This window comes from Nocardioides cavernaquae (assembly GCF_003600895.1).
Classification (GTDB): Bacteria; Actinomycetota; Actinomycetes; order Propionibacteriales; family Nocardioidaceae; genus Nocardioides; species Nocardioides cavernaquae.
Map to the genome: position 1 here is coordinate 993,624 of NZ_QYRP01000002.1, position 12,318 is coordinate 1,005,941.

Annotated in this window: 11 protein-coding genes; 4 read left to right on the plus strand and 7 right to left on the minus strand. The window is 69.0% G+C overall.

From position 1 onward, the window contains the following. The first annotated feature begins 53 nt into the window (after positions 1–53). Both D4739_RS04930 and D4739_RS04935 read left to right on the plus strand, forming a co-directional pair. The gene (locus tag D4739_RS04930) at positions 54–944 is read left to right on the plus strand and encodes a serine protein kinase RIO (RefSeq protein WP_120059526.1); all 891 of its coding nucleotides are present in this window, start codon (positions 54–56) and stop codon (positions 942–944) included. A gap of 56 nt (positions 945–1,000) precedes the next feature. Further along, on the plus strand, positions 1,001–1,552 hold the full coding sequence (locus tag D4739_RS04935; protein ID WP_120059527.1) for a hypothetical protein: 552 nt from the start codon (positions 1,001–1,003) through the stop codon (positions 1,550–1,552). 85 nt (positions 1,553–1,637) lie between these two features. On the opposite strand, the gene D4739_RS04940 is transcribed toward D4739_RS04935, so the two are convergent. The 3 genes from D4739_RS04940 to D4739_RS04950 all read right to left on the minus strand — a co-directional run bounded on the left by D4739_RS04940 (position 1,638) and on the right by D4739_RS04950 (position 5,690). Next, entirely contained in the window at positions 1,638–3,809 is a 2,172-nt protein-coding gene (locus D4739_RS04940) for a 3-hydroxyacyl-CoA dehydrogenase NAD-binding domain-containing protein (RefSeq protein WP_120059528.1), read from the minus strand. A gap of 15 nt (positions 3,810–3,824) precedes the next feature. Next, entirely contained in the window at positions 3,825–5,033 is a 1,209-nt protein-coding gene (locus D4739_RS04945) for an acetyl-CoA C-acetyltransferase (RefSeq protein ID WP_120059529.1), read from the minus strand. A gap of 105 nt (positions 5,034–5,138) precedes the next feature. After that, entirely contained in the window at positions 5,139–5,690 is a 552-nt protein-coding gene (locus D4739_RS04950; RefSeq protein ID WP_120059530.1) for a TIGR03086 family metal-binding protein, read from the minus strand. A gap of 44 nt (positions 5,691–5,734) precedes the next feature. Between D4739_RS04950 and D4739_RS04955 the strand changes: the two genes are divergently transcribed. Further along, positions 5,735–6,604 (plus strand): prephenate dehydratase, encoded by an 870-nt coding sequence (locus D4739_RS04955; RefSeq protein WP_120059531.1) that lies wholly within the window; start codon positions 5,735–5,737, stop codon positions 6,602–6,604. Positions 6,605–6,715: 111 nt separating this feature from the next. On the opposite strand, the gene D4739_RS04960 is transcribed toward D4739_RS04955, so the two are convergent. From D4739_RS04960 to D4739_RS04975, 4 genes are all read right to left on the minus strand, one after another. Further along, positions 6,716–8,266, minus strand: a complete 1,551-nt coding sequence (locus D4739_RS04960) for a DEAD/DEAH box helicase (RefSeq protein WP_120059532.1) — start codon at positions 8,264–8,266, stop codon at positions 6,716–6,718. Between the two features lie 224 nt (positions 8,267–8,490). Further along, the gene (locus D4739_RS04965) at positions 8,491–10,032 is read right to left on the minus strand and encodes a flotillin family protein (protein ID WP_120059533.1); all 1,542 of its coding nucleotides are present in this window, start codon (positions 10,030–10,032) and stop codon (positions 8,491–8,493) included. Positions 10,033–10,087: 55 nt separating this feature from the next. Next, the gene (locus tag D4739_RS04970) at positions 10,088–10,573 is read right to left on the minus strand and encodes an NfeD family protein (RefSeq protein WP_120059534.1); all 486 of its coding nucleotides are present in this window, start codon (positions 10,571–10,573) and stop codon (positions 10,088–10,090) included. Positions 10,574–10,647: 74 nt separating this feature from the next. Continuing rightward, a complete protein-coding gene (locus D4739_RS04975) occupies positions 10,648–11,442 on the minus strand; it encodes a crotonase/enoyl-CoA hydratase family protein (RefSeq protein WP_120059535.1) in 795 nt (264 codons plus the stop codon). A 70-nt stretch (positions 11,443–11,512) separates the two neighbouring features. Here D4739_RS04975 and D4739_RS04980 point away from each other — a divergent pair, with 70 nt between their 5' ends. Continuing rightward, on the plus strand, positions 11,513–12,313 hold the full coding sequence (locus D4739_RS04980; RefSeq protein ID WP_120059536.1) for a transglutaminase-like domain-containing protein: 801 nt from the start codon (positions 11,513–11,515) through the stop codon (positions 12,311–12,313). Positions 12,314–12,318 lie beyond the last annotated feature (5 nt).

Consider the following 12,318-nt stretch of genomic DNA (forward strand, 5'->3'; position numbering starts at 1 on the left):
CATCGCTGTTTTCGGCCTGCCCGCCGACCACCTCTTCCCTCCCAGGAGCACGCATGCACTCCGAGGAACTCCCCTCACCTGACCAGTCGATCGACCGGGCCTTCGTCGTCGACTTCATCCCGTACGACGACGGCGACCCCGACCACGACGACGCGCTCGGCGACGGGCGCCGCTGGTCGACCTGGCTCGACGTCGAGCCGCTCTGCCGCGGTCCGCAGCCGCGCCCCGACTGGATCGTGACCTCCCAGGGCGCGATCGACACCGAGCTCGGGGTCCTCAAGTCTGGCAAGGAGGCCGACGCCTTCCTGATCGAGCGCGCCGACCCCCACCTCCCTGACCAGGGCGTCGTGATGGTCGCGAAGCGCTACCGGACCAGTGAGCACCGCAGCTTCCACCGCGCCGCGGCGTACACCGAAGGGCGCAGCACGAAGCGCTCGCGCGACCAGCGAGCCCTCAAGCGGAAGTCGACCTGGGGCCGGACGGTCGCGAACACCGAGTGGGCGAATGCCGAGTGGGCCGCACTCGTGCGGTGCTGGCAGCTCGGCGTACCGGTGCCCTATCCCGTGCAGATCGACGGCACCGAGCTGCTCATGGAGTGGGTCAGCGTCGAGGGCGAGGACGGCCCCGAGACCGCACCCCGGCTGGCCCAGACCCGACCGGCGCCCGTGCTCCTCGCGTCGTACTTCGAGCAGTTGCGCGATGCCCTGCACACCATGGTGCAGGCCGGGTTCGTCCACGGCGACCTCTCGGCGTACAACCTGCTGGCGGCCGGGGACCGGCTGGTCGTCATCGACCTGCCGCAGGTCGTCGACCTGGTCGGCAGCAGCTCGGGCATGGACTTCCTCCTGCGCGACTGCGCCAACGTCTGCGGCTGGTTCCGCAGCCGTGGCCTCGAGGCGGACGAGCACGCCCTGTACGCCGAGCTGGTTGCGCATGCCTTCTGACTGCGTGCCCAAAGCGTGATTGACTCCGCGGGTCGACCTGCGAAAGGAACCACCCCATGATCCGGCTGCCCCGGCTGACCCGACCGCTCGGAGGGCTCGCCCTCGCGGCCGCCCTCACTCTTTCCGCCACCGCGTGCGGAGAGGAGGAGCCGAAGCAGCCGGCCGTGACCGAGGCCGACCTGGCGACTGCCGCGATCGCCTCCCAGCTGGCCGTCAAGCTCGAGATCGACCAGGCGCTCTGCACGGCCAAGGCGCTGGTCAAGGACCTCGGGGTGAAGCAGCTGCACTCCTCGGGCGTCCTGAACGACGAGGACATCGCCCAGCTCGATCGCCGGTTCGACCAGGAGACGGCCACGGCGCTGGCCGATGCCACGGTGGCCTGCTGGGACTGGCGCACGCACACCACGACCCTGGCCTCGCTCTACCCCGAGGCCGAGACCGACGCCTGGGACGCTTACGTCGCGTGCACGGAGAAGCTCGACGAGAAGCTGCGGGCGTCCATCGCCGAGGCCAACGCCAGGGACGGCAAGACCGGCGCCCAGCGCGAGCTCGCCGCCGCGGAGCAGCAGTGCCGCAAGCCACTCGGCAAGGCCGTCGCCGCCAAGTAGCCCCAAACACAGATAGTCCCCAACGGCAGGACCCCAGCTCCGAGGAATCGGGGTCCGCCTGTCGGGGACTATCGCGTTGTTGCGGTCAGGCGGTGAAGCTCTCGCCCTTCGCGGCGAGGTCGACCAGCGTCTGCGACGGGCGGAACCGCTCGCCGTACTTGTCGGCCAGCTCGTTCGCACGGGCCACGAAGCCGGCCAGGCCACCCTCGTAGTTGTTGATGAAGGTGATCGTGCCACCGGTGTTCGGCGGCATGCCGATGCCGAAGATCGAGCCGATGTTGGCCTCGGCCGTCGAGTCGAGGACGCCCTCGTCGAAGCAGCGGACGGTGTCCAGCGGCATCGGGAAGAGCAGGCGGTCCTGGATCTCCTGGATCGAGGGCTGCTCGTCCGCGACCGGGTACAGGTCGGCCAGACCGGCCCAGATCGAGCCGCGCTTGCCGTCGGCGTAGTCGAAGAAGCCCGCGCCACGGAGCTTGCCGGCGCGACCCACCTCGATCATCTTGTCGACGACCGCCGTGCCCGGGTGGCCCGGGTAGTCGGCGCCCATCGCGGCCTTGGTCTGGTGCTCGATCTTCTGCATCGTCTCCATGTTGAGCTCGTCGGAGATCTGCAGGGTGCCGACCGGGAAGGCAGCCATGGTGGCGGCCCGCTCCAGGGAGTACGGCGCGACGCCCTCGGCCAGCATCGCCAGGCCCTCCATGATGAAGGTGCCGATGACGCGCGAGGTGTAGAAGCCGCGGCCGTCGTTGACGACGATCGGGGTCTTCTTGATCAGCATCGTGATGTCGATCGCCTGGGCGATGGACTCCGGCGACGTCTTCTCACCGCGGATGATCTCGACCAGCGGCATCTTGTCGACCGGCGAGAAGAAGTGCAGACCGACGAAGCGCGGCGCGTCCTCCTCGTTCTCCAGGCCCTGGGCCAGGCCGGTGATCGGCAGGGTCGAGGTGTTGGAGCACAGCAGCGCACCCGGCTCGAGGAACGGGATGACCTCGGCGAAGACCTTGGCCTTCAGCTCCGGGTTCTCGAACACGGCCTCGATCACGCAGTCGGCGCCCTTGGCGTCGGCAGCGTCGGCGGTCGGGGTGATCCGGGCGAGCAGCTCGTCGGACTTCTCCTGGGTCAGCCGGCCACGAGCGATCGCCTTGTCGTTGATCGCCTGCGAGTAGGCCTTGCCCTTCTCGGCGGCCTCGATCGAGATGTCCTTGAGGACGACCTCGACACCGGCCTTGGCGTAGACGTAGGCGATGCCCGCGCCCATCATGCCGGCGCCGAGCACGACGAGCTTCTTGGGCGTGTACTTCTCGATGCCCTCGGGACGCAGCTTGCCGGAGTTGATCTCCTGCAGGTCGAAGAAGAACGCCTGCGTCATCGCCTTGGCGACGCGACCGGTCGCCAGGTTGACGAAGTAGCGCGACTCGATGCGCGAAGCGTTCTCGAAGTCGACGCCCGCACCCTCGACCGAGGCGGACATGATGGCCTCGGGGGCGGGGTACTTCGCGCCCTTGAGCTGCTTGGCCAAACCGGCCGGGAACGCCGGAAGCATCTGCGCCAGCGACGGGCTCGTGGGCTTGCCGCCGGGCATCTTGTAGCCCTGCTGGTCCCACGGCTGCGACTTGGCAGCGTCGTTGTCCTTGTTCTCCGCGATCCACGCCTTGGCGGCGCCGACCAGGTCAGCACCCTCGGCGAGGACCTCGTCGATCAGGCCGACGGACTGGGCCTTGGCCGGCTGCATGCGCTGGCCCTGGAGCAGGACCTTCTGCAGCGCGTCGGAGACACCGAGCATGCGGGTGACGCGGGTGACGCCGCCACCGCCCGGGAGCAGGCCGAGCATGACCTCCGGCAGGCCGATCTCGAAGCGACCGGCAGCCGCGATGCGGTGACGGAACGCCAGCGCGATCTCGAGGCCACCACCGAGGGCGGCGCCGTTGATCGCGGCAACCGTCGGCACACCGAGCTTCTCGATGCGACGCAGCTGCGCCTTGACGGTCTCGACCTCGTCGAAGACCTCCTGGGCGTTCTCCGGCTGGACCTGGATCAGGGTGGTCAGGTCGCCACCTGCGAAGAAGGTCTTCTTCGCCGAGGTGATCACGACACCGGTGATGGACTCGCGCTCGGCCTCGAGGCGGTCGACGGTCGCGCCCATGGAGGCGACGTACGTCGCGTTCATGACGTTGGCGGAGCCGTTGGGGTCGTCCATCGTGAGGACGACGACGCCGTCGGCGTCCTTCTCGAACTTGATCATGTTGTCAGTCATCTCTGTCCAGGCCTCTCAGATCACTTCGACGATGATGGCGATGCCCATTCCGCCACCGACACAGAGCGTGCAGAGACCACGCTTCTTGCCGGTGCGCTTGAGCTCGTCGATGACGGTGCCGATGATCATGGCGCCGGTCGCACCCAGCGGGTGACCCATCGCGATCGCGCCACCGTTGACGTTGGTGATCGACTCGTCGATGCCCATGTCCTTGATGAAGCGCATCGCAACAGCCGCGAACGCCTCGTTGATCTCCCACAGGTCGATGTCCTCGACCGTCAGGCCGGCCTTCGCCAACGCCTTGCGGGCAGCCGGCGCCGGGCCGGTCAGCATGATCGTCGGGTCGGCACCGGAGACGGCGGTCGCGAGGACCTTCGCCTTCGGGGTCAGGCCGAGCTCCTTGCCGATCTCCTCGGTGCCCACGAGCACCAGCGCCGCACCGTCGACGATGCCGGAGCTGTTGCCGGCGTGGTGGACGTGGTTGATCTTCTCGAGCTGGTGGTACTTCTTCAGCGCCACGTCGTCGAAGCCCACGTCACCGAAGAACTGGAACGACGGGTTCAGGCCGGCGAGCTTCTCAGGCGTGGTGCCACGCTTGATGAACTCGTCCTTCTCGAGGATGGTCAGGCCGTTGCGGTCCTTGACCGGGACGACCGAGCCGTCGAAGTAGCCGGCGTCCTGAGCGGCAGCTGCGCGCTCCTGCGACTGCGACCCGTAGCGGTCGACGTCGTCGCGGGTGAAGCCCTCGAGCGTGGCGATCAGGTCAGCGGAGACACCCTGCGGGATGAAGTAGGTGTCGATCGCGGTGCGCGGGTCCATGGCCCAGGCGCCACCGTCGGAGCCAAGGGCGAGACGGGACATCGACTCGACGCCGCCGGCGAGGATCAGGTCCTCCCAGCCGGAGCGGATGCGCTGCGAGGCCTGGTTGACGGCCTCCATGCCGGAGGCGCAGAAGCGGTTCAGCTGGACACCGGCAACGGTGTCCGGGAGACCCGCGGCGATCGCAGCGGTCTTCGCGATGTCAGCACCCTGGTCACCGACCGGGGTGACGACACCGAGGATCACGTCATCGATCCGGCTCGTGTCGAGCTGCGGGTTGCGCTCACGGATCGCGTCGATCAGTCCCACCACGAGGTCGAGGGGCTTGACCTCGTGCAGCGAGCCGTCCTTCTTGCCCTTGCCACGCGGCGTGCGCACGTGGTCATAGATGAAAGCCTCAGTCATCTGGATTCCTCACAGAGTGAATTGGTACACCGTGTACCCGGTACATGGTGACATACATGTCCTGATGCGCCGAGGTGTCCAGCCAAAATGTCGGGGGCCGCAGATTCAGACCATACGGCCGATGAACGCGAGCAGCCGGGTCTGAGGGTCGGCGTCATCGGCGACCGGCTGCTTCGGGCCGTAGTGGCCGCTGGTCCGCAGCACCTCGTCGAGCGGCTCCATCCCGGCGAGCATCACGGCGCAGCGCTCGGTGTCGAGGTGCTCGTCCTGGCCGGTCGCGCGAGCGAGGTCCCAGCTGTGCAGGAAGACGTCCCCGGTGAAGAACATCGCGATCGCCCGGTCGAGCGGGTGGGTGCCGGGCGGGCCGGTGTAGCTGATCGCCGCGGTGGCCGGATCATCGAGCAGGGCCTGGACCTGATCGCTCATCGTCGTCCACGCGGCGTACGGGTCCTCGTCGACGGAGGGGCCGGGCGCGAGCTGCACGCCGGCCCCGTGCGCGAGGAACCCGGGGAACCAGGTCACGAGATGGCGTACGACGTCGCGGGCCGCCCAGCCCTCGCACGGCGCGGGATCACCCCACCGTGCTGGATCAACACCGGCGACCAGCTCGGTGAAGTGGCCGGCGATCTGGCGGTACTCATCGGCAGGAGTCGTCATGTCGGCCAGCGTAGATCGGCCAGGAATGATGGCAGGATGAACGCGTGAGCCAGAAGACGATCGCCTACCAGGGCGAGCCGGGGGCAAACTCCGACATCGCCTGCCGTGACGTGTATCCCGACTGGGAGACGCTCCCCTGCGCCTCCTTCGAGGACGTCTTCGCCGCGATCGAGGAGGGACGCGCCGACCTCGGCATGATCCCGATCGACAACTCGCTGGCCGGGCGCGTGGCCGACATCCACCACCTGCTGCCGAAGTCGGACCTGCACATCGTGGGCGAGTACTTCATGCCGATCCACTTCCAGCTGCTCGGCGTGCCGGGCGCGACGCTGGAGTCGATCAAGAGCGTGCACAGCCACGTGCACGCGCTGGGGCAGTGCCGCCGGATCATCGGCAAGCTCGGGCTCAAGCCGGTGATCGCCGGTGACACCGCCGGCTCGGCCCGCGAGGTCTCCGAGTGGGGTGACGTCACCCGTGCCTCCCTCGCGCCGGCCCTCGCCGCACAGGTCTACGGTCTCGATGTGCTCGCGGAGAACGTCGAGGACGAGGACCACAACACGACCCGGTTCGTGATCCTCTCGCGGGAGTACGCCGAGGCGCCGGCGCCTGCCGCCGACTCCGGCGACATGGTCGTGACCACCTTCGTCTTCCGCGTGCGCAACCTGCCCGCCGCGCTCTACAAGGCGCTCGGCGGGTTCGCGACCAACGGCGTCAACATGACCAAGCTCGAGGCCTACATGGTCGACGGCGAGTTCACCGCGACGATGTTCCTCGCTGATGTCGAGGGCCACCCGTCCTCCCCCGCACTCGCGCGTGCGCTCGAGGAGCTGGAGTTCTTCACCGACGAGCTGAAGGTCCTCGGCGTCTACCCGGCCGCGCCCTACCGCATCGAGGGCGAGCACCAGCCGAAGTAGAGCCGTGTCGCTTCGGGGTGACGGGAACGGGAGCGAAGCAAGGCGTGGACTTCTCGTCACATGCTGACGAAAAGTCCACGCCTTGGTGAAGCTCAGCTGCCCCCGATGAGGTCAGCGACCCCGCGAGAACGACGACGCGCTGTGCGAGCCGGAGCCACCGGCGCTGCGGCCGGGCCCCGTGGACGTACGACGCTGGCCACCCTGGCCACCGGAGGACTGGCCCTGGCTGGACTGACCGCCGCTGCGGGAGCCGCCGGAAGACTGGCCGCCGCTGCGCTGACCACCCTGGCCACCACCGGACGACTGGCCGCCGGAGCGAGCCTGACCGCCGGAGCGACCCTGGCCGCCGGAGCGAGCCTGGCCGCCGCCGGAGCCGCCACCGCTGCGTGAGCGGTTGCGACCGCCACCACCACCGGAGCGCCCGCCACCGTTGCCGCCACCGTTCGAGGCCGGAGCCTCGACGACGAGTCCACCGGGGACCTCGGTGCGCTCACCGGGAGCGAGTGACTTGAGGATCGGGTGGAAGGCATCGCCGACGATCGTGGTGGTCGGCTTGATGCCGGCAGCCCGGGCCAGCGCGCGGACATCGCGCACCTGGTCGTCGGTCATCAGGGTGACGACAGTGCCCTCGGCACCGGCGCGGGCGGTGCGGCCCGAGCGGTGCAGGTAGGCCTTGTGCTCGGACGGCGGGTCCGCGTGGACGACCAGCGCGACATCGTCGACGTGGATGCCGCGGGCAGCGACATCGGTCGCGACCAGGGTGGTGGCCTTGCCGGAGTGGAAGGCCTCCATGTTCCGGGTGCGCGCGTTCTGCGACAGGTTGCCGTGCAGGTCGACCGTCGGGACGCCGTTGGCGTTGAGCTGACGGGCGAGCGCCTTGGCGCCGTGCTTGGTCCGCGTGAAGATGACCGTGCGACCCGGGGCCCGGGTCAGGTCGATCAGGATCGGCAGACGCGACTCACGGCGTACGTGCAGGACGTGGTGGTCCATCTTGGCGACCGGCGACTGCGCCGAGTCGGCCTCGTGGGTGACCGGGTTGTTGAGGAACTTCTTGACCAGCTGGTCGACCGCGTTGTCGAGCGTCGCGGAGAAGAGCAGGCGCTGCGACTTCGGCGGGGTGGCCTGCAGCAGCCGGCGCACAGCCGGGAGGAAGCCGAGGTCGGCCATGTGGTCGGCCTCGTCGAGGATGGTGATCTCGATGTCCTTCAGGGAGCAGTGACCCTGCTGGATCAGGTCCTCGAGGCGACCCGGGCAGGCCAGGATCACGTCGACGCCGCGGCGCAGACCGTTGACCTGGGGGCCCTGGCCGACGCCACCGAAGATGGTCTGCGTGGTCAGGCCGAACTCAGCCGCGAGGGGCTTGAGCGAGGCCTCGATCTGACCGACGAGCTCACGCGTCGGGGCCAGGATCAGCGCCCGCGGAGCGCCGGGACGCGGCTTGCGGTTGGACGCAGCGAGGCGACCGACCATCGGCAGGAGGAAGGCGAAGGTCTTGCCGGAGCCGGTGCGGCCGCGGCCGAGCACGTCGCGACCCGCAAACGAGTCAGGCAGCGTGGCCTTCTGGATCGGGGTGGGAACCGTGATGCCCTGGGCAGCAAGGATCGTGACCAGCGACGTGGGTACGCCGAGGTCATCAAATGACGCAGTGATGTCAGTAGACAAGGGGTTGAAGCCGTTCGTTCGGTGTCTCACCGAAACGTGCCCGCCGCAGCGGGTTCGTGCCTCGCAGGTGCGAGGGGCGGCCCAATGAACGGGGCCGGCAGCTCGCGGCAAGACTGGCCGAGCTGACTTATGTCAACTCTAACGGTTGCAACGATCAACCACCGCATCCGCGGACGTGAGTTCGGACACCTGTCCAGGCCCACGCCCGCGGCACGCAGCTCAGATCAGTTGCCGCCGTCGAGGTCCGGCTGGGCCGGAGCGACCGCAGCGCGCTTGCCGCTGAAGCCCGGACCGTCGCCGACGAAGCCCTTGATCAGGGCCTCGATGTCGACGCCGGTGGTGTTCTTGAGCATCTCCATCGTCTGGAGCATGTTGTTCATGACCTGGCGCGGGAGCTCCGCGGTGCCGTCGGTCGAGATCACGGTCAGCTTGTCGATCGCCGCGAGCGGGCCCGCGATCTCTCCGGCCATCTTCGGCAGGGTCTCGATGAGCATCTGCAGGACCGCAGCCTCGTTGTACTGACCGAAGGCCTCGGCCTTCTTGTTCATCGCCTCGGCCTCAGCCTCACCGGTGGCCAGGATGGCGGCCGCCTGTGCCTCACCCTCGGCGCGCGTCGCGTCGGCCTCGGCAACACGGCGGGCCTTCTCGGCCTCACCGCGGCGGGCACCCTCGATCGCCTCCGCGTCAGCGAGCGCGGACCGCTTCGACTTCTCACCCTCACCGCTGAGGCGCGACTGCTCTGCCTCGGCCTCGGCAACGGCGATCGCCGACGCCTTGCGGGCCTCCGCGTCGAAGATCGCGGCCTGGCGGCGGGCCTGCGCCTCGGTCTCGACGCGGTAGCGCTCGGCGTCGGCCGGCTTGCGGACCTCGGTGTCGAGCTGGCGCTCCTTCAGCGCCGCCTGACGCACGGCGACCTTCTCCTGCTCGGCGAGGATCGCCTGGTCCCGGTCGGCCTGGGCCAGCGGTCCGGCAGCGGCAGCCTGGGCCTTCGCGGCGTCGGTCTCGGCCAGGATCTCGGCGGTCTTCAGCGCGAGCGCACGGTTCGCGATCGCGATCTCCTGCTCGGCGGCCAGCCGCGCCTGCTCCGCGGCCTGACGCGCGTTGGCCTCCGCGATGGCGGCGACCTGCCCGACCTTGGCGGCCTCGGGACGACCGAGGTCCGAGAGGTAGCTGCCGTCGTCGGTGATGTCCTGGATCTGGAAGGTGTCGAGCACCAGGCCCTGGCCGCTGAGCGAGGACTCGGCCTCATCGGCGACGCGCTGGGCGAAGGCGGCACGGTCGCGGATGATCTGCTCGACGGTCAGCGAGCCGACGATCGAGCGCAGCGAGCCGGCGAGCGTCTCCTGCGTGAACGTCTCGATCTCGCCCTGCTGACTGAGGAAGCGCTGCGCAGCCGCACGGATCGAGTCCTCGTTGCCGCCGACCTTCACGATCGCTACGCCGTCGAGGTTGAGCTTGACGCCCTGCCCGGAGACCGCGCCACGGATCTGGATCATGATCCGGCGCGAGGACAGGTCGAGGATGTGCAGCTTCTGCACGAACGGGACGACGAAGACGCCGCCACCCATGACCACCTTCTGGCCGGACAGGTCGGTGGAGACCTCGCCGGTGGCGGAGCGCACGGCCTTGCCCTTGCGCCCGGTGACGATGAAGGCCTCGTTGGGTCCGGCCACCTTGTAGCGGGTCGTGATGAGTGCACCGAGAAGTCCGACGAGGACGACGATGCCGACGATGGCGATGGGGAGGATCGGGATCTGGTCGAGCATCAGGTCTCCAAGGAGTTCGGGGAACGCAGAGGGTCAGCAGCGGGTCAGCAGCGGGTCAGCTGCGGGCGACGTGAACCGCGGTCGGGCTCAGGACCGCGGTGATCGTGACGGAGGTGCCGGTCGCGAGCGGCTCCGCGGCACGGGCGTTGAGCCGGGTGATGTGGCCGGAGACGACCATCGTCACCTCGCCATAGCCATCGGCCGGGATCGCCGAGACCACCGTGGCCGCACGACCGGCCAGCTCACCGGTGCGCACGTTCGACTCGTCGCCGCCCTGCTTGAGGCGCAGCGAGACCCAGCCGGCAGCGAAGCCGAGGATGCCTCCCGCCGCGATGCCGACGAGTGCCGAGGTGGTGAGGTTGTCGGTGCTGTCGTAGACAGCGGCGCCGACGAAGCCGAAGGCACCCAGGAACGCCGAGATGGCGGCGCCGGAGAACAGGTCGCCACCGAAGTCGAGGAGGCCGTCGAACAGGTCACCGACGACGAGACTGAAGACCAGCAGAGCGATGCCGACGCAGCCGACGATCAGGAACAGCAACACCCGACAACCCCCCAAGATTCGGTTTCACCGAGATCCTAGGGCCGATCCCCTCCGGGCGGAGCGGAATTTCCGGCTCAGCGCTGGCGCGGGCCGTAGGACGGCTGGGACTTGTTGAACGCCGCGTTGCGCGCCGCGGTGGTGTTGCGGGCGAAGAGCAGCCACAGCTGCTCGGCCCGCTCGCGCGCGAAGGTACGCCGCGCGGACTGGGTCGGCGCGGCGTTGAAGAGGCGCTTGGCGGCAGCCAGGGCATCGGGCGAACGGCCCTTGAGCTCCTCGGCGAAGGCGAACGCGGCCGCGAGCGGGTCGCTGTCGAGCTCGGTGACCAGGCCGAGGTCCTTGGCCTCCTTGCCGCTGACCATCTCCGCGGTCATCGTGAGCTTCTTGGCGGTGTCGACACCGACCAGCTCGGAGAGCGCACGCACTCCGGACATGTCGGGGATCAGGCCCCACTTGCCCTCGAGCACGGACCAGGTCGAGTCGGGCGTGGCGATGCGGAAGTCCGCAGCGAGGGCGATCTGGAGGCCACCACCGAGGCAGTTGCCGTGAACGGCCGCGATCACCGGGACCGGGATGCGGCGGAAGGCCCACGGGGCCTCCTGGAACGTGTTGGTGCCGCGCAGCGGGTTGGGCACGAACGCCTTGACGACACCCGCCGGCGTCTTGAGCACCTTGGCGAAGTCGAGGCCGGCGCAGAACGACTCGCCCTGGCCGCTGATCACCACAGCGCGCAGCTTCTTGTCCTTGCGCAACTGCCGCGCGGTCTTCTTGAGATCATCGAGGAGGTCGAGCGTCAGCGCGTTCATCTTCTCGGGACGCGCGAGCTGGACGTGGGCGATGCCGTCGACGGTGGTGCAGGAGACGTAGGACATGACACCAACGTTACTCGTCAGTAGCCCTGCAGGCGAGAGCGATACCGGTCACACGGGTAGCGTGCCGGACATGCGCGACATCAGCAGCAACGTCCGGCTCTCCGTGACCGAACCGGCCGATCTGGTCTTCTCGGTCGCGGTCGCGTTCACCAACACCATCGAGTCGGAGACACTCACGGTCACCCTCGACGGCAGCCCCCTCGACGCCTCGGCGATCGTGGAGCTCACCGATGCGCACGGCACCCGGCTGCACCGCGTGACCGCGCCGACCGGCGTACTCGAGGTGGCCTACTCCGCGACGGTCAGCGGCAGCACGCCGCTCGACGCCGAGTCGATGGACCACGTCGAGTACCTGCGCCCGAGCCGCTACTGCGACTCCGACCGGCTGGCCAACGTCGCCTGGTCCCACCTGGGTCCGAAGCAGGGATGGGACCTCGTCGAAGGTGCGCGGCGCTGGGCACTGGAGAACATCGTCTACGCGCCCGGCAGCACTGACCCCGTCGACGGGGCGCTCGAGACCTACCTGAGCCGCGAGGGTGTCTGCCGCGACAGCAGCCACCTGATCATCGCCTTCCTGCGGGCCCGCGGGATCCCGGCGCGGCTCGTGTCGGCCTATGCGCCGGGGCTCCTGCCGATGGACTTCCACGCGGTCGTCGAGGTGCTGATGGACGGCGCGTGGTTCGTCATTGACGGCACCGGCCTCGCCTCGCGCCCTGCACTGGTCCGGATCGCCACCGGTCGCGACGCCGCCGACACGGCATTCCTCACGATCGTCAGCGGGCGGGCCGACCTGCTCACCATGGAGGTCAGCGCGATCACCCGCGAGCCGCTTCCCTACGACGACGGGCGCCAGCAGGTCCGCATCGGCTGACTCCT

What these genes read in the sequence shown, in the direction of transcription:
- D4739_RS04935 (WP_120059527.1), top strand. Translation starts at nt 1,001, where the DNA reads ATGATCCGGCTGCCCCGGCTGACCCGACCGCTCGGAGGGCTCGCCCTC.
- D4739_RS04965 (WP_120059533.1), bottom strand. Translation starts at nt 10,032, where the DNA reads ATGCTCGACCAGATCCCGATCCTCCCCATCGCCATCGTCGGCATCGTC.
- D4739_RS04950 (WP_120059530.1), bottom strand. Translation starts at nt 5,690, where the DNA reads ATGACGACTCCTGCCGATGAGTACCGCCAGATCGCCGGCCACTTCACC.
- D4739_RS04930 (WP_120059526.1), top strand. Translation starts at nt 54, where the DNA reads ATGCACTCCGAGGAACTCCCCTCACCTGACCAGTCGATCGACCGGGCC.
- D4739_RS04980 (WP_120059536.1), top strand. Translation starts at nt 11,513, where the DNA reads ATGCGCGACATCAGCAGCAACGTCCGGCTCTCCGTGACCGAACCGGCC.
- D4739_RS04975 (WP_120059535.1), bottom strand. Translation starts at nt 11,442, where the DNA reads ATGTCCTACGTCTCCTGCACCACCGTCGACGGCATCGCCCACGTCCAG.
- D4739_RS04945 (WP_120059529.1), bottom strand. Translation starts at nt 5,033, where the DNA reads ATGACTGAGGCTTTCATCTATGACCACGTGCGCACGCCGCGTGGCAAG.
- D4739_RS04940 (WP_120059528.1), bottom strand. Translation starts at nt 3,809, where the DNA reads ATGACTGACAACATGATCAAGTTCGAGAAGGACGCCGACGGCGTCGTC.